The sequence below is a fragment of the Micromonospora sp. NPDC005087 genome (assembly GCF_042872965.1).
Taxonomy (GTDB): Bacteria; Actinomycetota; Actinomycetes; order Mycobacteriales; family Micromonosporaceae; genus Micromonospora.
The window spans coordinates 137,619-158,862 of sequence record NZ_JBIALB010000011.1; the positions used below are offsets into that span (position 1 = coordinate 137,619).

Sequence of the window (21,244 nt, forward strand, 5' to 3'; positions counted from 1 at the left end):
CATCATCACCCGAAACGTGCCGTGCGTAGTGAACATCTCACGGCGAGTGTTGCAGGAGGATTCACCGGCCCGGGATCGTGACAGGTATCAGGGCTGGTGGACGGGCCTCTACTGGCCGATCGAGCCCTCTCAGCCGGACGACCAGGAGGGGATGACGATGATTGAGCAGTACCGGCCCGAGCCGCCGTTCCTCGTGATCATGGCCGGTTACGTGATCGACCTCCATCACCGCAACGTCTGCCGCCTGTGCCGGCCTGACGGGACGTGCCCGAAGCTCGCCGAGGCCGCCGAACGCCTGACAGCCTGGCGGCAACGGACGATCAGATGAGGCTCCATGCGGCCGACCTCGTGCTGGTTGACCGGTCCGCGAGCCCGCAGTTCGTGGTGCCCATCAGATTCCGGCTGATCCGGGTCCTGGACCGCACCACCACCTACGACGGCTGGGCGTGGCTCGACGGGTACCAGGTGAACCGGACCGGCCAGGCGTTCGCCCGTCGGGAGATCTACGTGCAGCCGGAGAATCTCCGCAAGCTCACGGACCCGGCCGCGGTCGGCCGTTCGTCCCTGATCGGCGGCTGAGCCCAGATCCTCTCGATCGCCTGATGCTGTGTAGTCGTCGACGGGTCGATGCGACTACTCACCTGATCAAGCGGTTCCGTGCGATTCCGTGTCCCCCGCGTCAGGCGGGGTACACCGGGGCGGCCGGTTCGCGCGTGATGGAGGTCGCCCATGTCGCAGGGTCCCGACGAGGAGAACCTGAGGATCGAGGAGGAGGCGCGGGAGGCCGAGCACCGGCTGGCCGCGCTCGGCGACCGGTCCGAGGACGCGCTGACCGACGAGGAGGCCCGGGTGTCGGATAACGCCCGCACCGAGCAGGACGCCGGCTAGGGCCGGCCCGAGCAGAACGCCGGCAGAGAAGCCGGCCCGAGCCGGGCCGGCCCCTCTCGACGGCAGGGGTCAGGCGGCCTGGTCCTTCGGGACCGGGAGCACCACGCCCTCGGCAGCCGACCGGTGCGCCAGCTCGATCAACTCGACGGTGGCGACCGAGTCCCGCGGATCCACCGGCATCGGGGTGCCGTCCCGCAGCGCCGCGGCCACCTGCTGGTAGAAGCTCTGGTACGAGCCGGGCTCGGTGGGCACCGGCCGCAGGTCACCGTCGACGCCGAGCAGGCCGTACCGCTCCGGCGGAACCTCGCCCCAGCCCGGCTGGTCCGGCCGGCCACCGTCGTGCAGCGCCGCTTCCTGCACGTCCAGCCCGTACGTCGTGTAGCCGGCCCGGTCACCGAGCACCCGCAGCCGGGGCCCGAGCTGAGCGGTGATCGCGCCCATCCAGAGGTGCGAGTGCACCCCGTTGGCGTGGGTCAACGCCACGAACGCGTCGTCGTCGACCGCGGCGCCCTCGCGGCGGCGGTCGACCTCGGCGTAGACGCGGTCGACGGCACCGAAGAGCTGTAAGGCCTGGTCGATGAGGTGGGCGCCGAGGTCGAAGAGGGCGCCTCCGGCCTCCTCGGGGCCGGCAAGCTCCCGCCAGCCCGGCTTGATGGTCGGGCGGAACCGCTCGAACCGGGACTCGAAGCGGAGCACCCGCCCCAACTCGCCCTGCTCCACGAGGCGGCGTGCGGTCAGGAAGTCGCCGTCCCACCGGCGGTTCTGGAACACCGTCAGCGGCACTCCCCGGCGGTCGGCGTCCTCGACCAGCGCCCGACTGTCGGCGGCGGTGGGTGCCAGCGGCTTGTCGACGACGACCGGCAGGCCGGCCGCCACCGCCGCCCGGGCCATCGGCACGTGCAGCCGGTTCGGCGTCGCCACCACGACCAGGTCCAGCGCGTCGGGCGTACGCCACAACTCGTCGGCGTCGTCGACCAGGCGGGCGTCCGGGTGGTGCTGCCGGGCCTGCTCACGCTTCTGCGGATCGCGGGTCATGATGGCGTCCAGCCGCAGCCCGGGCGTCGCGGCGATCAGCGGTGCGTGGAACACCCGGCCCGCCAGCCCGTACCCCAGCAGACCGACCCGCAGCGCCTCCGCCATGCCGTGCTCCCGTCTCCCGGTCCGCGCCCTGGTGGCGGCGGTCCCGGTGATCGAATCTACGCCCCGGTCGGCCCGGTCCGGCCCGCGCCCGGCGCTGCTCAGCTGGCCGGGTCGGCGCGCAGGTAGGTGAGCACCGCGAGCACCCGGCGGTTGGTGTCGTCGCTGGGCGGCAGGTCGAGCTTCAGCAGGATGTTGCCGACGTGCTTGCCGACCGCCGCCTCCGTGACGTGCAGCCGGGCGGCGATCGACGCGTTGGACCGGCCCTCGGCCAGCAGCGCCAGCACCTCACGTTCCCGGGCGGAGAGCGCGGCGAGCGGGTCACGCGGGCGGTGCAGCAGCTGCCGGACGACGTCCGGGTCGATGGCGGTGCCGCCGGCCGTGACCCGGTGCAGCGTGTCGACGAACTCGGCGACCTCGGCCACCCGGTCCTTGAGCAGGTAACCCACCCGCTGGCCGTCGCCGCTGTCCAGCAGCGCCGCGGCGTACCCGGTCTGCACGTACTGGCTCAGGACCACGACCGGGAGCTGGGGTCGCTCGGCGCGCAACGCCACGGCGGCCCGCAACCCGTCGTCTCGCCGGCCGGGCGGCATCCGGATGTCGGTCAGCACCAGGTCCGGCCGGTGCGTGCGGGCCGCGTCCAGCAGCTCCGGAGCCGAGCCGACGGCGGCACACACCGTGAAGTCGAATCGGGTGAGCAGCCCGACCAGCCCCTCGCGCAGCAGCACCTCGTCCTCGGCGAGCACCACCCGGGTCAAGGACGACATGGCAGCTCCACCCGGACCAGGGTAGGCCCGCCGGGTGGGCTGGAGAGCAGCAGCCGGCCGTCGGCGGCGGCGACCCGGTCGGCGAGGCCGGTCAGGCCGGTGCCCCGGGTGGGGTCGGCGCCGCCGCGGCCGTCGTCGGACACCTCGACGACGAGGTCTCCGCCGGTCCGGGCGAGGCGTACCTCGGCGCGGGTCGCCCGGGCGTGCCGCGCCACGTTGCCCAGCGCCTCCGACACCACGAAGTAGGCGGTGGTCTCGACGATCTCCGGTAGCTCGCCGTCGAGATCGGCCCGTACGGTGACCGCGACGGTGGTCGCGTCGGCCAGCTCGCGTGCCGCACCGGCGAGACCGAGGTCGGTGAGGCTCTGCGGCCGGATGCCGTGCACCAACTGCCGGAGCATCACCATCAGGCCCCGGGCCTGGTCGTGCGCGACGGCCAGGGGCCGGGCCGCGGGGGAGTCCTCGGGCACGTCCAGCCGGGCCAGGCCCAGCTGGAGGGTGAGGCTGGTCAACCGGGGTTGGGCGCCGTCGTGCAGGTCGCGCTCGATCCGCCGCCGTTCGGCCTCGTACGCGCCGACCAGCCGGGTCCGGGACCGGGCGACCTCGCGAAGCGCCGCCGCGTCGACCGGCCAAGCCAGCGCCCATCGGGTCACGGCGGCCTGGGCGGCGGCGAGCAGCCCGGCCGCGTACCAGAGCACCGGGATGAGGAGCACACCCACGATCGCGTACGGGACCGCCTCGCCGGGGCTGTCCACCGTGCGCCAGATGACGACGGGCTGGTTGGCGTCACCGGCCAGCCAGGGGCTGGTGACCATCCCGAGGTCGAGCAGCACCACCAGCAGCAGCACCCAGTACGCGATCGGCACGAACCCGCCCAGCCAGAACAGGTACGCCACCTCCCGCCACCCGGCGGCGGTGCGGTAGCGGGCGGCCAGGCCCGGCCACGGCGACGCGGGCAGCGGGCGGCCGTCCACGAGGCCGAGCCGCCATCGCTCGACGGCGGCCACCGGGAAGCTCACAAGCGGCGCCAGCGTCAGCAGGACGAGGCTGCCGACCGTCAGGAACAGCAGGAGCGGGACCTCCGGCGGCCGGCCCTGCAGTCGTACGCCGTTGACGGCTGCCAGCAGGGGCGCGACGACGACGAGCAGCCCGACGGCGAGCACACCGGCGACCGGCACGGTGCTGACCAGGTAGACCAGCGCGCGCCAGGGCCAGGCGGAGACCAGCCAGCCGCGGCGGCGCAGCGCCTCGGCCAGGTGGCAGGGGTGTTCCGGGGTCATGACGCAGACGCTAATCGCCGCGCCCGGGTCGACCCAGCCGTCCAGATCCACTCCTGGGGTATGCCCAGCCCTACCGTCGCCGCCCGGACCGAGGCGGGCTGCGACGGGGTGTGGTGTGGCCGGAAACGGGAAGAACGCGCCGTCGCGCGATCCGCGTGACGTGTGCTGGCGGTGGCTGGAGAGACATGGGTGCCAGAACCTTCGTGGTGGTCGGCGCTACCAGCGGGCTCGGCCTCGCGGTGGCCCGGCTGCTGGTCGACGAGCACCGGGTGGTGGTGCTCGGTGACGTCGCGGCCGAGATCGCCACGGTGACCGACGAGCTGGGCTGCGCCGGGGCGGTGTGTGACGTCTCCTCCCACGAGCAGGTTCGCGACACGTTCGCCGAGGTTGTCGAGCGTTACGGCACGATCGACGGGGTGGCGGCCTGTGCGTCGATGTGGGCGGGTGGCGACCTGGCGGACCTCTCCGTGGAGCACATCCGGCGGGCCGTGGAGATCAACGTTCTGGGCGTCACGTACGTACTCCGGGAGGCGTTGCAGCACCTGCACCGGCAGGGCCACGGGAACATCGTGTACATCGGCGCGATGGCGGTGACGTCCCCCCGGCCCGGCATCCCGGTCTACCGGGCGACCAAGAGCTACGGCAGCAGCCTGGTCGAGTCGCTGGCCGAGGCCCAGCACAGCAACCAGATCAAGGTGATGCAGCTGCATCCCGGGCCGATGCCGACCCGGCTGCAGGAACGGGTCGGCGCCGAGTTCCTGGACGAGGTGTACGCCCGTCCCGATCAGGTCGCCACCGAAGTCGTCCGGCTGCTGCTGCTCGAACCCGGCGATCTCTACGTCTCGGGAGAGCGCGTGCTGCGCGCGGACGGGCGGTGGTGACGGCGGCGGCCGGACCCGCCGACCGTCCGACCTCGGTGTGGGCGCCCCTGCGGACCGCCGTCTACCGCAACCTGTGGCTGGCTCTGCTCGCCGCCAACATCGGCACCTGGATGCAGACGGTCGGCGCGCAGTGGCTGCTGATCCACCACTCCAACGCCTCCACCCTGGTCGCCCTGGTCCAGACCGCGAGCCTGCTGCCGGTGCTGCTGCTGGCACTGCCCGCCGGCGTGCTGGCCGACAACTTCGACCGCCGGCACCTGCTGATCGCCGTACAGCTGTTCCTGGTGGTGGTGGCGGTGGCGTTGACCCTGCTCACCGTCACCGACCGGATGCCGCCCGCGCTGCTGCTCACCCTCACGTTCGCGTTCGGGGTCGGGCAGGCGCTCACCCTGCCGGCCTGGGCGGCGGTGATCCCGGAGCTGGTGCCGCAGGACCAGCTCCGGGCGGCCTCCGCGCTCGGTTCGATCAGCGTGAACATGGCGCGGGCGGTCGGGCCGGCGGTGGCCGGCGTGTTGATCGCCCAGACCGGCGTCGCCCCGGTCTTCGCGCTCAACGCCATCGCGTTTCTGATCTTCACGTACGCGTTGGCGCGCTGGAAACCGGGCAACGCCCGCGCGGTCGAGGTGCCCGAGCGGTTCACCGCGGCGCTGCGTGCCGGCAGCCGCTACGTACGGCACTCGCCGACTGTCCGCCGGTTGCTGCGCCGCGCGCTGGTCTTCGTGATCCCGGCCAGCGCACTGTGGGCGCTGCTTCCGCTGGTGGCCAACCGCCGACTCGGGCTGGGTTCCGGTGGGTACGGTCTGCTGCTGGCAGCCCTCGGGGTGGGAGCCATCGCGGGTGGCGTGCTGCTGGCTGTGATCCGGACCCGGCTGTCGGCCAACCAGTTGCTGTTCATCGCCGGGGTGCTGTTCACCGCCGCGCTGACGGTGGTCGGCACGGTGCGGGTGGTGCCGCTGGTGCTCATCGCCCTGCTGCCCGCCGGGTTGGCCTGGGTGACGGTGCTGGCCAACGTCAACGCCGAGATGCAGGTCTTCCTGCCGAGCTGGGTGCGAGCCCGAGGGTTGGCCGTCTACCAGATCTTCTTCGCCGGCGGGCAGGCGGTGGGCGCGTTCGTCTGGGGTCTGGTGGCCGACCTGGCCGGGCTGGTGGCGGCCTTCGTCGCCGCGGCGGTGTTCATGCTGGTCGGCACCGTGACCAGTCGGGTCTGGCCGCTGCCGGACCTGCCGACGGTGAACCGGGATCCGGCCAGCTACTGGCCCCAGCTGCACCTGGCGCACGACCCGGACCCCCGGGTCGGGCCGGTGCTGGTGATCGTGGAGTACACCGTCCGGCCGGAGCGGACACAGCCGTTCCTGGCGGCGATGGATCTGGTGCGCGGCGCCCGCCAGCGGACCGGCGCGATGCGTTGGGGGCTGTTCCGGCCGGCCGAGACCACGGACCGGTTCGTCGAGGTGTACATGGTGCCGTCCTGGGGCGAGCACCTGCGTCAGCACGGCGGCCGGTTGACGAGCGAGGACCGCGAGGCCGAGGAGCGGGCCCGGGAGCTGACCGACGGCGAACCGGAGGTGCGTCACCTGGTGCCGGCCGCAGCCGGCCCGACGCTGACCGACGACCGGCAGGCGCTCTGACGTTGGCAGCGGTCGGCAGGTGGCGTACGACGTACGGCCGCGTTGCTAGGATGGCCGCACCATGGCGAGTGAGCGCAAGGCGACCGCGGATCCGGCCCGCAGCCTGGCCATCCTGTGGCGCACCGGCGAGCCGACCAGCCGCAGCGCGGGGCCGGGGCTCAGTGTCGACCGGATCGTCCGGGCCGCCGTCGCCATCGCGGACGCCGAGGGCCTCGACGCGCTGACCATGCGCCGGGTCGCCGAGGCGCTGGGCGTCGGCACGATGTCCGTCTACACCTACGTGCCGGGCAAGGCCGAACTCGTCGACGTCATGATCGACACCGTGTACGGCGAGATGCCCCGCGCCGCCGTCGCCGGCGACTGGCGGGCCCGGCTGGAGCGGATCGCCCGGGACAATCTCGCCCTCTACCGGCGACACCTCTGGATGCTGCGGGCCGAGACGACCCGACCCGTGCTCGGCCCCCACCTGGTGGGCAAGTACGACCACGAGCTTAGCGCCGTCGCCGACATCGGGCTGACCGACGTGGAGATGGACGCGGTGCTCACCCTCGTCCTCGGGCACGTGAAGAGTGCCGCGCGCGCCGCGTCCGAGGTGGTCGACCTGGAGCGGGAGACCGGCATGACCGACGGCCAGTGGTGGCAGTCGCACGCGCCCTTCCTGGAGAGGGTCATGACGGCCGGCAGCTACCCGACCGCCGCCCGGGTCGGCACCGCGGCGGGCCAGCAGCACGGCGCCGCGTACGGGCCGGAGTACGCCTTCGAGTTCGGCCTGCAAAGGGTCCTGGACGGCATCTCGGTGGTGGTCGGCGAGCGGGCGGCCGGCTGACCCAGGCAGCCCGACCCGCCGCGACAGACGGACTGGCGGGCCCGGGAAACCGACCCGGCTCCGGCCCTGCGGGTGGTACGACTGGAGGCGGCGACACCGGGGGCCTGGAAGGATGGCGATGGCGAACGGGCTTCCGGGGCGGCGGCACGACGACGTCGTGGAGTTGCGGGTGCATGGCGTCTCCGGGGCGGGACCGGAGCGGGTGCTCGACCAGGCACACGTGCGGCAGGTCGCCGGTGACCGCAGTGGCGGGTTCCACCGTCGGGCCCCCCAGGCCGACGACACCGACCCGGACGGGGTCACGCTGGAGGCGTACCGGTGGGGCGATCTGCCCTCGGGCACCGTGGCCCGGACGCTCTCCCTGGTCTTCCTGCTGCCGTTCATGCTCAGCAACCTGGCGGTCTGGATGAGGCCGACGGGTCGGTGGAGCGGCCCCGGCGTCACCGTCCTGTGCCGGCTCGTCGCGCTCGACCTCACGGTGCTCTACGTGCTGTCGACGGCCGGTGTCGCGCTCGACCTGCTCGCTTGGCGCTGTCTCGGCATGGCCCGCTGCCCGGCGGGGCGTGGAGGGCTCGCCGGGCTCGACGACTGGTCGATCGGGCAGCGACTGGCGGTGCTGGCTCTGCTGCCGATTGCCGCCGTCGGACTTCTCCGGCTGCTCGGCGCCCGTCGGCGCCGTCCCGTCGACAACTCGCTGTGGGCCGTCGAGCCACTCGTCGGACGGCTGCGGGCGACCCACGTCGCCGCCGCGCTCGCCGTGGTCGACCTGGTGCTGCTCGTCGCCCGGTCGGCCGGCGGCCGGACGACCGCGACGACCGTGCTGCTCGCGCTCACCGGGGCGGTGCTGCTCGCCTCCGTCGTTCTGCTCGGCGTGCCGGGGCTGGTGGACGGCTCGGCGACCGCCCTGCCCGCCGGCCGGGTCGCCGGCGCGCTGCGCCTGGTGGCGTACGGCCTGAGCGTGGCCACCCTCGCCATCGTGGCCCTGGATTCGCGGGGCTGGCCGTCGTCGACCGGGCTGCCGGGGTACGGGCGGATCCTCGGCTCGGTGTCGCTCGTCCAGATGTCGCTGCTCGTGGCGCTGGGCGGGCTGGTGCTGTGGGACCACGGTCGAGGGGTCCCTCGCGGCGCACCGCGGCACGGGCTGGGCGCGGCGGTCATCGCGGCCATCGCGGTCGGCCTGGCCGGAGCGTTCTCCGCAGCCCTGGTCTACTGGGCCGGGAACTTGCTTGGCGGCATCGCCGGTCAGCCGCTGGCGTACAACTGGACCATCCTGGCCTTCTTCCTGCACGTCGTCGCGGCGGTGGTGCTGTGTGGTGCGATGACGCTGCTCTCGCGTGGCCGCCGGTGGCGTGCCGCGGCGACGATCACCGCCCGGGACTTCCCGACGGCACCGCCGGGAGCAGCCGATTATCTACACAGGGTGACGAAGATGATTGCCCGGGCCCGCTTCACCGAGTGGCTGGGGCTGCTCGCCGCGACCTATGCGGCGCTGGCGGTCATCGGTCTGACCACCAGCCTGCTGGGACAGTTCCGGCTCGAACCGGACCAGCTGGGGCGGGAGCTCCTCGGGCTGCCAGCCGGGTCCGTCGGCGTCGGCCTCGCCGTGGGCAGCTACTTCGTCGCCGCCCTGCTGCTCGCCCTGCTTTTGGGCGGGCTGTTCGCGTACCGGACGGCGTGGTTCCGCCGGTACGTCGGGGTGCTGTGGGACCTGGGCACGTTCTGGCCCCGGGCCGCCCACCCGTTCGCGCCCGCGAGCTACGCCGACCGCGCGGTGCCCGAGCTGGTCGACCGGATCACCCAGCTCACGCAGCGGCACGCCGGGGTGGTGCTCTGCGGGCACAGCCACGGCTCCGCGCTGCTGGCCCTCGCGGTGCTGCGGCTCCCGCCGGGCGTGCGTCAGCGGGTCGCGCTGCTCACCTACGGGTCCCCGCTGGACCGCCTGTACGCCCGGCTGTTCCCGGCGTACCTGAGCGAGGAGGTGCTGCGCCAGGTGGGGGAGCGGGTCGGGTGGCGGTGGTTGAACCTGTGGCGGGACACCGACCCGATCGGTGGCTGGATCTTCGCCGCGCACCGGCCCGGCGATCCGCCGCTCGACGTGACCAACCCCGCCACGCGGGTCGATCGGCGGCTGCGGGATCCTCGGGACCTGCCGGCGCGGCCAGGGGAGCGCCGGGCGCCGCCGCTGCGGGGGCACCACCCGGGCGAGTCCGACCCCGAGTTCCGGGCAGCGGTGCGCGAACTCGCCGGTCGACTACGCGACCAGGACGGTGACTGAGCGGTCGCCGATGGATCCGGGCCGTTCGGGGTCGGCCCTCACCGGTCCTCCGGCAGCCGTTCGGACTCCGCGACCACGGCACGGACCTTGCGCAGGGTGGCGTCGGGGGAGCGGATCGCGGCACGCCACCGGTCCAGCGTCCGGGTGAGCACCCGGACCACGAACTGCAACTGGTTGACCTGCTCGCGCAGCACCCCCAGCTCCGACCGGGCGCTCAGCGCCTCCTCCTCCAGCTCGGTGATCCGGGTCTGTAGTGGCTGTACCAGGGTGAGGGCGGCCTCGGTGAGGGTGTCGGCGGCGTCGGCCTTGAACTTGCCCCGCTGCACCACGACGGTGGCGATGGCGACCAGGCCGGTGCTTCCGCCGAGGATGCCGAACACGCTGAGCGCCACCTGCAGCCACGGGGGTGCGTCGGGCGCCGGTGTGGAGATCACGTGACACCGCCTTCTGCCGGTTCGACAGCGACGCACTGGCTGGCCTGGGCCAGCCGGCGCAGGTCGATGGCGATCTGAGCGGCCCGCCACAGCGACCCGACGGCGAGCGCGGTGATGAACGACGCCGCGGCGATGGCCTGCCGGCCCGACACGACCAGCAGCGCCATCGTGTACATGCCGCTGATGGTGCCGAACACCACGACCGACGCGAGCTCGATGCCGAGCCCGGTGGCGAGCCGGCCGGGCCACAGGATGCCCAGCAGGCCTCCGACGCCGACCAGGACCAGACCGAGCTCCCAACCGATCTGGATCGGGACCGGCATGGCCATCCGGACCGAGGTCGGCCGGCCCCCGAGCAGGAGCAGCAGAACACCGCAGACGGGAGCCATGGCCAGGGCGGCCACCTCGAAGGGTTGGTGCCGGGGCCGGATACGCAGGTACCCCACGGCGACTCCTTGGTCGATAACCGTCGTCAACCACCAGCGGCCGTTGGGTGCCGGTGGATCGATGGTGACCGCGCTGCGGTCCGTGCGGCGAAGCCCGACGGTGGTGAGGGTGCGTGTGGACGGTCGATGGTCGAGGAGGTGAGCGACTCGCCGTCGTTGGCTGGCCGATATCTGCCTGTGTAGCACCGATGAACCGCTGGCGTCCACTTTGTGTAACGTCATATATCCGCAGGTCAGAGCCCATTTCGGTGGCTGTCGGCCCGGGTGGCGCGGTGCGGGCCCCCGGTCGACCGGGCCATGTCGACGAGTGACGATAAGTGTCGAATATCTTACGTTCCGTCACATGGCTGCGGTCGACCCGTCGCTACCGTGCGAGCAGCGCGCGTAGCGCCCGGACCACCTCCGCGGGCGCCTCCTCGGCCATGAAGTGCCCGCAGGTGACGGTCTGGTGTGACAGGTTCGGCGCCCAGGCCCGCCACAAGCCGGCCGCGTCGTAGCCGAGCGCCGCGCCCCAGTCCTGCTGCAGCACCGTCACCGGCATCCGCAGCCGGTTGCCGGCCGCCCGGTCGGCGGTGTCGTGGGCGACGTCGATCCCGGCGGACGCCCGGTAGTCGGCGACGATCGAGGTGACCGCGGCCCGGGACGCGCCCAGGTACGCGGCCCGCACGTCCGCCGGCAGGGCCCCGGGATCGCGGGTCCAGGCGTCCAGGAAGTGGCCGAAGAAGGCGTCCGGGCTGCCGCCGATCAGCTCCTCCGGCAGGCCGGGCGGCTGCGCCATCAGATACAGGTGGAAGGCGACGGCGGCGGTGGCGCCGTGCAGCACGTCCCACATGTCCAGGGTGGGCAGCACGTCGAGCAGGGCCAGCTGGCTGACCGCGTCCGGATGGTCGAGACCGGCGCGGAACGCGACCAGGGCGCCCCGGTCGTGCCCGGCCAGCGCGAAACGCTCGTGGCCGAGCGCCCGGGCCAGCGCCACGATGTCGGCGGCCATGGTGCGTTTGGCGTACCCGCTGCCGTCGACGTCGACGGGTTTGTCGCTGTCGCCGTAGCCGCGCAGGTCCGGGCAGATGACCGTGTGGTCGGCGGCCAGGTCGGCCGCGACGTGCCGCCACATCAGGTGGGTCTGCGGGAAACCGTGCAGCAGCACGATCGCGGGCCCGGAGCCGCCCACGGCGACGTTGAGCGTGACGCCCTCGGCGACGTTGACCCGCCGGTAGTCGAATCCGTTGATCCTCAGGTCCACGGTGAACCTCTCTGGTGAGCAGGGGCCGGCGGGGGCGGTGGCCCGACGCCGTCGTACCTGGTCGAGCCTGCCCCCGGGTGATCAGCAGGCGGTCAGCGGCGAATCAGTGCCGACAGGCCGGGGCCGGCCGGGTCGACCCACCTAGATTGGTGCCATGACCAGGCGGCGGCACCCGTGGCGGTGACCTTCGGCGTCCTCGGGCCGGTGACCGCCGCGACCGAGAGTGGCCCGGTCCCGCTCAAGGGGCCCCGCCAGCGCACGGTGCTGGGCCGGCTGCTGATCGCCCGGGGCCGGGTCGTGCCGGTGGACCGGCTCGTCGACGACCTGTGGGAGGTACCCCCGGAGGGCGCGGTCGGCGCGATCCGGACCTTCGTCGCCGACCTGCGCCGGGCACTGGAGCCCGACCGGCCGCCCCGGCAACCGCCCCGGCTCCTGGTCACCGAACCACCGGGGTACGTGCTGCGAGCCGCCCCGGACGCGGTGGACGCCGGACGGTTCGAGGCGGCGGTCAGCGAGGCGGGCCAGCTGCTGGCGGCGGGACTGCCCGCACCGGCTCTGACCGCGCTGGACGCGGCGCTCGGGCTCTGGCGGGGGCCCGCGTACGCCGACTGCGCGGGTGAGGTCTGGGCGGTCGCGGAGATCAACCGGCTGGAGGAGCTGCGGATGCTCGCCGTCGAGCGGCGGGCGGAGGCGCTGTTGGCGCTCGGTCGGCCGGACGAAGCCGCCGCCGAACTGCCGGCCCACCTCGCCAGCCATCCGCTGCGCGAGGACGCCTGGCGGCTGCTCGCGGTGGCCCGGTACCGCTCCGGTCGACAGGGCGACGCGCTGGCCGCGCTGCGCCAGGCCCGGGACGTCCTGGTGACCGAACTGGGCGTGGACCCCGGGCCCGAGCTGCGGCGGCTTGAGGCCGACATCCTGGCCCAGGCGCCGCACCTCACCCCGCCCAACCTGGAGGTGGCCGTCCCCGTTCGACCCGGCGGCCCGGGACCGGTGTGGGAGCGTCCGTTCGTCGGCCGCGACACCGAGCTGGACCGGCTGCGCCGGGCCGCTGAGACCGCCGCCCTGCGCGGCCAGCCGACCCTCGTCCTGCTCAGCGGGGACCCGGGCGCCGGCAAGACGGCACTGGCCGAGACGCTGACCCGACGGCTCGCCGCCGAGGGTTGGGCGACGGCGTGGGGCCGCAGCCCGGAGTACGAGGGCGCCCCGGCAGCCTGGCCGTGGACCCAGATCACGGATGCGCTCGCCGGACCGACCGACCCCAGCGGGGGCGCTGGCTCCGGCGGCGCGGTCGATGGCACCGGGGCGGCGAGCGATCCCGCCGTCGCCCGGTTCCGCCGGCACCGCGCGGTGGCGTCGCTGGTCTCGGCGGTCGCCGACCGGCGGCCGGTGCTGCTGGTCCTCGACGACCTGCACCGCGCGGACGGGGACACCCTGGACCTGCTGACCGCGCTGCTCACCGGCCCGCAACCGGCCACCGGACCGGTGCTGATCCTCGGCACCTACCGGGCCACCGAGATCAGCCCGGAGCTGACCGCCGCACTGGCCCGGGCGGCCCGGCTGGAGCCGGTACGGGAATACCTCGCCGGCCTGTCCACGTCGGCGACCGGTGAACTGGCCCGCGTCGTCGCCGGGACCGAGCTGGACCCGCCCACCGTGCGGTTGATCCACCACCGCAGCGGCGGCAACCCCTTCTTCGTGCGGGAGCTGGCCCAGCTGTACGCGGCCGAGGGCGGCGGAGCCCTCGCTGCGGTGCCGCCCGGGGTGCGCGACGTCATCCGGCATCGGCTGGCGCAGCTACCCGCGCCGACCCGCACGGTGCTGCGGCAGGCGGCGGTGCTCGGCCGGGACCTCGACCCGGAGGTGCTCGGCGCGCTGGCCGGCGACCCCGCGACCCTGCTGGACGCCGTGGACCGTGCGTTGCAGGCCGGCTTCCTCAGCGAACAGGACCCCGACGGGCGGCTGCGGTTCACCCACATTCTCGTCCGCGACACGCTCTACGCCGACCTGTCCGCGCCGCGCCGCGCAGCCCTGCACGCGGCCGTGGCGGAGGCGCTGCGAACGCGCCAACCCACTGATCCCGCCGCGCTGGCGCACCACCTGCTGCACGCCGGTGGACCGGCAGCCGCCCGGCGGGCCGCCGGCTACGCCCGTACCGCCGCGGAACACGCCGAGCGGGCCGGCAACCCGCACGAGGCGGTCCGGCTGTGGACGCAGGTGGTCGACGCGTACGACCGCGCCGGCGGGAGCAAGCGACGCGAGCGGCTGGGCGCCGTGCTCGGCCTGGGTCGCGCGCTGGCCGTGACGGGCCGGCTGGCCGAGGCGCGACGGCGCCGGGCCGAGGCGATCGCCGACGCCGAGTCGGTCGGCGACCCTCGCCTGGTCGCGGAGGTGCTGGCCGGCTTCGACGTGCCCGCCATCTGGACCCGCAACGACGACGACCGGCTCTCCGGGCGGATCGTCCAGGCCGCCGAGCACGCCCTGACCGCCCTCGGCCCGACCGGCTCGACGCAGCGTAGCCGGCTGCTCAGCACCCTCGCGCTGGAGCTGCGCGGCACCACCACCGACCGTGGCCGCCGGGCAGCCCAGGAGGCCGAGGGGATCGCCCGGGCCGCCGCGGACCCGGGGCTGTTGGCCTTCGCGCTCAATGCCCGCTTCATGCACGCCTTCCACCGCGCCGGCCTGGCCGGTGAGCGGGCCCGGATCGGCGCCGAGCTGGTCGACCTGGCCGCGCGGCACCAGCTGGTGACCTTCGAGGTGCTGGGCCACCTCGTCCTCGTGCAGGCCCGCTGCGCGCTGGCCGACCGCGCCGGCGCCGACGCGCACGCCCGCGCCGCCGACCGCCTCGCGGAGCGGTACGAGCTACCGCTGGTCGGTGTCTTCACCCGGTGGTACGCCGCGCTGCGGTTGGCGCTGGCCGGCGAGTATGCCGAGGCGGCGGACGCGTACCGGGCGGCGGTCGACCGGCTGCCCACCGACGCGATGCCGGGCCTGACCCGGGGGCTGCTCCCGCTCGCCCTGCTCGGGCTGCGCCTCACCGCCGCCGTCGACGCCGAGCGGTCAGCAGCCGGGCCGGACGGCGTCGTCGACCGGCCCGTCCCCGGGCTCCAGGGCGAGGACTGGGCGGGCCTGGACTGGGGCCCCCACGAGCCGTGGGTCCGACCGCTGCTGCTCGTCGCCGCCGGTGACCGGGACGCCGCCGGAGCGGCCCTGCGGGCCCTCCCGGACGGACCGCACGACCTGCTGCGGGAGGCACGGCTCTGCGTCACCGCCCGCGCGGCGCTCGCCCTGGGCGACCGGGCCACGATGGAGCGCGTCGCCGCCGAACTCCGGCCGGCCGCCGAGGAACTGGCCGCCGGCAGCGGGGTGCTCACCGTCGGCCCGGTGGCCGGGTACCTCGCCGACCTGGCCGCCGCGTTGGGCCGCGACGACGAGGCGGCCGGGCACCGCCGTACCGCCCGCGCGGTCACCGCCCGGGCCCGCGCCGCCACCTCCCCGGCCTGACCACGGGCGGCGGAGTCACCGCCGGCCGGGGCGACTTGGCGGTTCCCCGGGAACCGACCGGCAGGGTGCGGTCAGATGGAAACCAGCGGCGCCGCCGCCGTCCGCCGTGGATCAAGGGGGTACGCGTGGAGGTGCTCGTCCTGATCGTGGTGCTGGGCGTCACCGTCCTGGTCGGCACCACGCTCGGCGGCCGGTACAGGGTCGCGCCACCGGTCCTGCTCATCGCGTTCGGGGTGCTGCTCGGGCTGGCGCCGCCGCTGTCCGAGCTGACCCTGGAGCCGGACCTGGTACTGCTGATCTTCCTGCCGGCGATCCTCTACCGGGAGAGTCTCACCATCAGCCTGCGCGAGATCCGGGCCAACTTCCCGGTGATCGGGCTGCTCGCCGTGGTGCTGGTGGTGCTCACCATGGTCACGGTGTCGCTGACCGCGCAGGCGTTCGGCGTGAACCCCGCCGCCGCCTGGGTGCTCGGGGCGGTCCTCGCGCCGACCGACGCCGCCGCGGTCACCGGGCTGGCCAAGCGGCTGCCCCGGAAGCTCCTGACCACGCTGCACGCGGAGAGCCTGATCAACGACGGCACCGCGCTGGTGCTCTTCGCGGTGACCGTGGGCCTGCTCACCAAGGAAGCGGAACCCGGCGCGCTCGGGATCGGCGAGGAGTTCGTCGGGGCCAGCGCCGGGGGAGTGATCGCCGGCCTGCTGGTCGGCGCCGCCGTGGTGCTGATCCGCAAACGGCTCGACGATCCCCTGCGCGAGGGCGCGCTCAGCGTGCTGACGCCGTTCGCCGCGTTCCTGCTCGCCGACGCGGTGCACGCCAGCGGGGTGCTGGCGGTCGTGGTCGCCGGCCTGATGCTGGCCTACGCCGGCCCCCGGGTGATCCGCGCCCGGTCGCGGGTGCTGGCGTACGCGTTCTGGGACCTGTCCACGTTCCTGATCAACGGTGGGCTGTTCGTCCTGCTCGGCACCCAGATCCCCCGGGCGGTGAGGAGCATCACCAGCGCCTCGCCGCAGCGCGCGTTGACGATCGTGCTGCTGGTCACCGTGGTCGTCCTCGTCACCCGGCTGCTCTTCGTCTACCTGACGGCGGAATCGGTGAAGCTCGTAAACCGGCGAGTGGTGATGAACGTGAGCCAGGGTCGGGGCGGCTGGCGGGTCGGCACCGTCGCCGGCTGGTCGGGTTTCCGGGGTGCCGTCTCGCTCGCCGCCGCCCTGGCGGTCCCGGCGACGACGGTCTCCGGTCAACCGGTGGCCGAACGCGACCTGATCATCTTCGTCACCTCGCTGGTGATCGTGCTGATCATGCTCGTTCAGGGCACCACCCTGCCGGTGGTGGTGCGCTGGGCGGGGCTCGCCGGCGATCCCGAGCGGGCCGACGAGTTGCGGCAGGCACGCGTGCGGGCCACCGAGGTGGGCCTGGCCGCGCTGCCCCAGGCCGCCGCCGAGGTCGGCGCCGACGAGGAGGCGGTCCGCCGGCTACAGGACGAGTACCAGCGGCACCTGGAGGACGCCAACGAGGGCTCTGGGCGTACCGCGGAGGAACTCCGTCTGGAACGCCAACTGCGCCTCGCCGTCCTCGACCACAAACGGCGGGAGATCACCCGGTTGCGCGACCGTCGGGAGATCGACGACCTTGTGCTGCTCGACCTTCAGGCCGCGCTGGACAACGAAGAGATCCGGCTGCTGGGCCGCGAGTCCACAGAATGATCGCGGCCGCCGCGATGGGCGGCGGAGCGACGGATTGGCGACACTTCCCGGGCCGCGCACGGGGCGGGTGGCCACCCCGCCGCCGGGTACGGTGGAACCGATTCGGCGTTCGTCGATGCGTTCGGCCCGCGAGGGGGTGCTCATGACCAGCGGGGGGACGGAGGCCGACCTGCGGGTGGTCACCGAACGGGAGTTCCTCGACGAGCTGACCTCGGTCACCCGGGAGCGCGGCGGCACAGAATTCCTCTACCTGATGGCGCAGGGTGACGGCGTCATCGGGGTGCAGTGGGAGCAGCCCGGCGTCGACCATCTGCGCCGCTACCGGGTGCGCGACCCCGGCGGCCCGGCCTGCCCGCACTGCCATCTTCGAAGCGGTGCTGGCGCTGTCGCCCGTGCTGCCACTGGACCTGATGCGGACCGCCCGCACCCGACCGCACTACGAGACGGTGCTACGCACCGGCCGGCTGCCCCACCTGGCGTTCGCCCGGCCGGTTGGCCAGCCCGGGGGGAGCTGGCTCGCCGACTGCCACGCGGTCACCGGCGACCCGCACACCGACGCCGACTGCTCGCGGCACGCCGTGCCCGCACCGAGCGGCGACCCGCTGGATCTGCGCCTCGAGTCGCTGCCCCGGTCGATCCGGCAGCTGTACCCGCACGACGCCGCCGCGACGGCGGACCTCCAGCAGCGGCTGCGGATCGCCCAGGACTGGCGGGCCGACGCGCAGGCCGTCGCGAGCGGGGTCCGTGCGGCGGCGGCGACCTGGGCGTTCCTGCGCAACTCCTGCGTCCTGGGCGTGCCGGTGCCCGGTGCCAAGGGTCTCGTCCTCACCCTCCCGCCGGGCCGGACCCCGGACGACCGACCGCTGGCCGAGCTGCACGCCGCGGCGGTACGCGCGCTGCCAACCGGCGGACGGGTGGCGTATCAGGAGCGGGCCTGCCTGGTGCCGGAGCCGGCACCGGGGGCGCAGCGGATGCCGTCGTACTCCGGCGCGCTGGACCTGACCGGTGCGGCGCCGGTGCGCACGCTGCGGCTGCCGGCGCCACGCCGGCCGCTGAGCACCACCGGCCGGGGCGTGCTGCTGCTCTACGAGGCCCGGCACGCGATGGGCCGGCACGTCGCCAGCGCGCCGGAGCGGGACGACGCCTACTGGGAATCCGAGGCGGCGTTGAACGTCTTCGAGTTCACCCTGTTAAAGCGGGTGGCCGGCCGGCACTACCAGGAGGCGGTGGCCGCCTACCTGCAGGTCCTGCGCCGGGAGGGTGACCTGCTCGCCCGCCCGCACAAGGTGCTCGACCGGCGTCACCGCAAGGCGTTGTCGCTGGCTTTCGGCGGGCTGGACGACGAGGAGCTGCACCTGTGGGCGTCGGTCGCCTACCGCAACGCCATCCTGGTGCTGCTCGGCGACCTGAAGGCGTTCGCCGCACACCTGCGCCGCCAGGCCGCCTGACGCGAAGGAAGGGCACCTTGTTAACGCCTCGTGTATAGGAAGGGCCCCTTCCTAACGGTTCAGAGCACCTGGGCGAGGAACCGGCGCAGCCGGGGATGCTCGGCCCGCTCGAAGATCGCCTCCGGCGGCCCCGACTCCAGCACCACGCCCCGGTCCATGAAGGCCACGGTGTCGGCGACCTGCCGGGCGAAGCCCATTTCGTGGGTGACCACCACCATGGTCATGCCCCCGGCGGACAGGTCGGCCATCACCCCGAGCACCCCCTTGACCAGCTCCGGGTCGAGCGCCGAGGTGGCCTCGTCGAAGAGCATCACCTCCGGCCGCAGGGCCAGCGCCCGGGCGATCGCCACCCGCTGCTGCTGGCCGCCGGAGAGTTGCGCCGGCCGGGCGTCGGCCTTGCCGGCCAGCCCCACCAGCTCCAGCTGGGCCCGCGCGACGGCCTCCGCCTCGTCCTCCCCGAGCTTGCGCAGCCGGCGCAACGCCAGGGTGACGTTGCGCACCACGCTCATGTGCGGGAAGAGGTTGAACTGCTGGAAGACCATGCCCACCCGCTGCCGCAGCGCGTCCGGGTCGTCGCGTAGCACGCTGCGCCCGTCCAGCAGCACGTCGCCGCGGTCCGGCTCGATCAGCCGGTTGATGGTGCGCAGCAGAGTGGACTTGCCCGACCCGGACGGCCCGATCACGCAGGCCGTCGCGCCCCGTGGCACGGCCAGGTCGACGCCGCGCAGCACCCGGTTCGGTCCGAACGCGAGGTGCACGTCGCGTACGTCGAGGCTGACCGAGGTGGTCGTGCTGGCGGTCATCGCCGGTCCCCTTCCGTCGCGCCGGTCAGCGCCGACTCGATGTCGTCCTCGTCGGCCGGCGCGGTGGCCGGCCGGCCGTGGCGCAGCCGCCGGTCGATCCAGTTGACCGCGTGCGTCAGCGGAACGGTCAGCGCCAGGTAGCAGAGCCCGGCCAGCAGCAGCGCGGACTCGTTGCCGGTGGTGGCCGCGTAGTCCTGCCCGATCCGGAACAGCTCCCGCTGGCTGGCCACCAGGCCGAGGAAGTAGACGAGGCTGGAGTCCTTGATCAGCGCGATGAGCTGGTTCACCCAGGCCGGGAGCACCCGCCGGATGCCCTGCGGAATGATCACCATCCGCATCGCCTCGCCCCAGGAGAAACCGAGCGCCCGGGCTCCCTCCAACTGTGCGGCCTCCACCGACTGGATGCCGGAGCGGAAGATCTCCCCGATGTACGCCGCCGCGATCAGCGACAGCGCCAGAATGCCCAGCGGGTAGGGGTCAGGTCCCCAGACCTGCATGCCCAGCGGCGCGAGCCCGACGCCGATCAGCAGGATCGTCGCCGCGGCCGGCAGCCCCCGGAACACGTCGGTGTAGACCCGCGCCGGCCAGCGCAGCCACCGGCTGCGGGAGATGCCGGCGACGGCCAGCAGCAGGCCCAGCACCGAGCCGAGCAGGGCGGCGGAGACCGCCAGGATCAGCGTGTTGGGCAACCCGACGGTCAGCATCTCGGGCAGCGCCTCGCGCATCGCGTCCCAGTCGAAGAAGGTCTCCCACAGGGTGCTCAACGGATCCATTGGTCGCCTCTCCTACCGCCCCGCTCGCTCGTCACCGGGTGTCTCAGGACGCGGCCGACGCCGACGCCGACGCCGACGCCGACGCCGACGCCGACGCCGACGGTGCGGCCGGCACGGTCACCGTGCCGCTGCCCGGGCGGAAGTCCGCCGGTACGGGCCGACCCGGGTAGTACTGCGCCTGCAACCGGCTCCAGGTGCCGTCCGCGATCACCTCGTCGAGGCCCTTGTTCAGCGCCTCCCGCAGTTTGTCGCCGCCCTTGGCGACGGCGTACGCGGTCGGTGCCGGGCTGAGCTGCTTGGCCGCCACAGTGATCTTGCCGTTGCTGTCGGCCGCCGACGTCTCGCCGATCTCGGCCGGGGCGATCCACGCGTCGGCGGTGCCCGCCTTGAGCTGGTTGATCGCGCCGTTGTAGTCCGGCACCCGGACCGGGTTGAGCTGCTCGCCGGTGGCGTAGTCGTCCTGGACGGTGCCCTGCACCACCACGACCCGCTTGCCGGCGAGCTGGTCGAAGCCGGTGATCGGCGAGCCGGCCGGCACGTCCAGGCCGAAGTAGCCGAAGTCGTAGCCGTTGCCGAAGTCGACCGTCTTCTTGCGCGCCTCGGTGATGGTGATCGAGGAGCTGCCGACGTCGAACTTGTGGTTGTTGACCTGGGAGAGCAGCGCGGAGAAGTCGGTGCCGACGAACTCCACCTTCAGGCCGAGCTTGCTGGCCACTGCGGTCAGCAGGTCGTTGTCGAAGCCGGTGAACTTGCCGTCCTTGAGGTACACGTTCGGTGGCGCGTCGGTCAGCGTGCCGGCGCGCAGCACGCCCGGCTGCGCCAGACCGTACGGGTTGGCGGCGGCGTCGGACGAGGTGTCGTCGCCGCACGCGGTGAGCGCGGTGGCGGCCAGGATCGTGGACGCGCCGAGGGCCGCGGCGCGGGTCAGGGCAGGAAGGAATCGCACAGGTGTCTCCGAAGTTTGCGCAGCGGCGGACGCAGATGTGCGCCGCCGACGGTGCGCCCGGTGGGCGTACCGCTGGGATGGGTTCGGGAAGGGGTGCGCTAGTACGCGCGGCCGCGACAGGCGGCGCTGCACACCCGCATCAGGTCCACGTGCCGCCTGCGGGTCAGTGCCGGTGTCGGCCAGCCGGTGCGGGAATCCGCGGCGTCGGCTGATGGTGTGGTGCTGAGGATGCGCATGGCTCTCCCGGGTCTGTGCTGACCTGGGT

Annotated in this window: 19 protein-coding genes; 10 read left to right on the top strand and 9 right to left on the bottom strand. The window is 73.7% G+C overall.

The genetic code is table 11. From position 1 onward, the window contains the following. Nucleotides 1–151: 151 nt before the first annotated feature. The 3 genes from ACFYPS_RS24355 to ACFYPS_RS24365 all read left to right on the top strand — a co-directional run bounded on the left by ACFYPS_RS24355 (nucleotide 152) and on the right by ACFYPS_RS24365 (nucleotide 888). Nucleotides 152–328 (top strand): hypothetical protein, encoded by a 177-nt coding sequence (locus ACFYPS_RS24355; RefSeq protein ID WP_354966014.1) that lies wholly within the window; start codon nucleotides 152–154, stop codon nucleotides 326–328. Beyond that, on the top strand, nucleotides 325–579 hold the full coding sequence (locus ACFYPS_RS24360; RefSeq protein ID WP_354966013.1) for a hypothetical protein: 255 nt from the start codon (nucleotides 325–327) through the stop codon (nucleotides 577–579). The genes ACFYPS_RS24355 and ACFYPS_RS24360 overlap by 4 nt, the downstream gene beginning before the upstream one ends. Before the next feature lie 150 nt (nucleotides 580–729). After that, nucleotides 730–888 (top strand): hypothetical protein, encoded by a 159-nt coding sequence (locus ACFYPS_RS24365; protein ID WP_354966012.1) that lies wholly within the window; start codon nucleotides 730–732, stop codon nucleotides 886–888. A gap of 69 nt (nucleotides 889–957) precedes the next feature. On the opposite strand, the gene ACFYPS_RS24370 is transcribed toward ACFYPS_RS24365, so the two are convergent. The 3 genes from ACFYPS_RS24370 to ACFYPS_RS24380 form a co-directional block, all read right to left on the bottom strand. Next, nucleotides 958–2,028, bottom strand: a complete 1,071-nt coding sequence (locus ACFYPS_RS24370) for a Gfo/Idh/MocA family oxidoreductase (protein ID WP_387327136.1) — start codon at nucleotides 2,026–2,028, stop codon at nucleotides 958–960. A gap of 98 nt (nucleotides 2,029–2,126) precedes the next feature. Next, nucleotides 2,127–2,792 (bottom strand): response regulator transcription factor, encoded by a 666-nt coding sequence (locus ACFYPS_RS24375; RefSeq protein WP_354966010.1) that lies wholly within the window; start codon nucleotides 2,790–2,792, stop codon nucleotides 2,127–2,129. Next, entirely contained in the window at nucleotides 2,780–4,072 is a 1,293-nt protein-coding gene (locus ACFYPS_RS24380) for a histidine kinase (RefSeq protein WP_354966009.1), read from the bottom strand. The genes ACFYPS_RS24375 and ACFYPS_RS24380 overlap by 13 nt, the downstream gene beginning before the upstream one ends. 185 nt (nucleotides 4,073–4,257) lie before the next feature. Here ACFYPS_RS24380 and ACFYPS_RS24385 point away from each other — a divergent pair, with 185 nt between their 5' ends. The 4 genes from ACFYPS_RS24385 to ACFYPS_RS24400 all read left to right on the top strand — a co-directional run bounded on the left by ACFYPS_RS24385 (nucleotide 4,258) and on the right by ACFYPS_RS24400 (nucleotide 9,682). Continuing rightward, complete coding sequence (locus tag ACFYPS_RS24385) at nucleotides 4,258–4,953, top strand: SDR family oxidoreductase (RefSeq protein WP_354966008.1); 696 nt, start codon at nucleotides 4,258–4,260, stop codon at nucleotides 4,951–4,953. A gap of 35 nt (nucleotides 4,954–4,988) precedes the next feature. After that, nucleotides 4,989–6,581 carry an MFS transporter gene (locus ACFYPS_RS24390; protein ID WP_387327141.1) on the top strand — a complete coding sequence of 531 codons (1,593 nt, stop codon included), beginning with the start codon at nucleotides 4,989–4,991 and terminating at the stop codon, nucleotides 6,579–6,581. Nucleotides 6,582–6,642: 61 nt separating this feature from the next. After that, the gene (locus ACFYPS_RS24395; RefSeq protein ID WP_354966006.1) at nucleotides 6,643–7,407 is read left to right on the top strand and encodes a TetR/AcrR family transcriptional regulator; all 765 of its coding nucleotides are present in this window, start codon (nucleotides 6,643–6,645) and stop codon (nucleotides 7,405–7,407) included. Nucleotides 7,408–7,525: 118 nt separating this feature from the next. Further along, nucleotides 7,526–9,682 (top strand): hypothetical protein, encoded by a 2,157-nt coding sequence (locus ACFYPS_RS24400; protein WP_354966005.1) that lies wholly within the window; start codon nucleotides 7,526–7,528, stop codon nucleotides 9,680–9,682. Nucleotides 9,683–9,720: 38 nt separating this feature from the next. Here the strand turns inward: ACFYPS_RS24400 and ACFYPS_RS24405 are convergent, their stop codons facing one another. From ACFYPS_RS24405 to ACFYPS_RS24415, 3 genes are all read right to left on the bottom strand, one after another. Then, nucleotides 9,721–10,116, bottom strand: a complete 396-nt coding sequence (locus tag ACFYPS_RS24405) for a hypothetical protein (RefSeq protein ID WP_387327145.1) — start codon at nucleotides 10,114–10,116, stop codon at nucleotides 9,721–9,723. Further along, a complete protein-coding gene (locus tag ACFYPS_RS24410) occupies nucleotides 10,113–10,562 on the bottom strand; it encodes a hypothetical protein (RefSeq protein WP_354966003.1) in 450 nt (149 codons plus the stop codon). Before ACFYPS_RS24410 ends, ACFYPS_RS24405 begins: the two co-directional genes overlap by 4 nt. A 364-nt stretch (nucleotides 10,563–10,926) precedes the next feature. Further along, on the bottom strand, nucleotides 10,927–11,805 hold the full coding sequence (locus ACFYPS_RS24415; RefSeq protein WP_354966002.1) for an alpha/beta hydrolase: 879 nt from the start codon (nucleotides 11,803–11,805) through the stop codon (nucleotides 10,927–10,929). 174 nt (nucleotides 11,806–11,979) lie between these two features. Here ACFYPS_RS24415 and ACFYPS_RS24420 point away from each other — a divergent pair, with 174 nt between their 5' ends. The 3 genes from ACFYPS_RS24420 (at nucleotide 11,980) to ACFYPS_RS24430 (ending at nucleotide 18,457) form a co-directional block, all read left to right on the top strand. Beyond that, complete coding sequence (locus ACFYPS_RS24420) at nucleotides 11,980–15,306, top strand: BTAD domain-containing putative transcriptional regulator (protein ID WP_387327149.1); 3,327 nt, start codon at nucleotides 11,980–11,982, stop codon at nucleotides 15,304–15,306. A 125-nt stretch (nucleotides 15,307–15,431) separates the two neighbouring features. Further along, on the top strand, nucleotides 15,432–17,009 hold the full coding sequence (locus ACFYPS_RS24425) for a Na+/H+ antiporter (protein WP_354966000.1): 1,578 nt from the start codon (nucleotides 15,432–15,434) through the stop codon (nucleotides 17,007–17,009). 374 nt (nucleotides 17,010–17,383) lie between these two features. Then, nucleotides 17,384–18,457: a hypothetical protein gene (locus ACFYPS_RS24430; protein ID WP_387327152.1), complete on the top strand. Its 1,074-nt coding sequence runs from the start codon at nucleotides 17,384–17,386 to the stop codon at nucleotides 18,455–18,457. A gap of 59 nt (nucleotides 18,458–18,516) precedes the next feature. Here ACFYPS_RS24430 and ACFYPS_RS24435 read toward each other — a convergent pair whose 3' ends face one another. Genes ACFYPS_RS24435 through ACFYPS_RS24445 form a run of 3 tightly spaced genes read right to left on the bottom strand, consistent with a single transcriptional unit; the run spans nucleotide 18,517 to nucleotide 20,979 of the window. Then, on the bottom strand, nucleotides 18,517–19,260 hold the full coding sequence (locus tag ACFYPS_RS24435; RefSeq protein ID WP_354965998.1) for an amino acid ABC transporter ATP-binding protein: 744 nt from the start codon (nucleotides 19,258–19,260) through the stop codon (nucleotides 18,517–18,519). Beyond that, entirely contained in the window at nucleotides 19,257–20,033 is a 777-nt protein-coding gene (locus tag ACFYPS_RS24440; protein ID WP_387327155.1) for an amino acid ABC transporter permease, read from the bottom strand. Before ACFYPS_RS24440 ends, ACFYPS_RS24435 begins: the two co-directional genes overlap by 4 nt. A gap of 43 nt (nucleotides 20,034–20,076) precedes the next feature. Then, complete coding sequence (locus ACFYPS_RS24445; protein WP_387327157.1) at nucleotides 20,077–20,979, bottom strand: ABC transporter substrate-binding protein; 903 nt, start codon at nucleotides 20,977–20,979, stop codon at nucleotides 20,077–20,079. Between the last annotated feature and the right edge of the window lie 265 nt (nucleotides 20,980–21,244).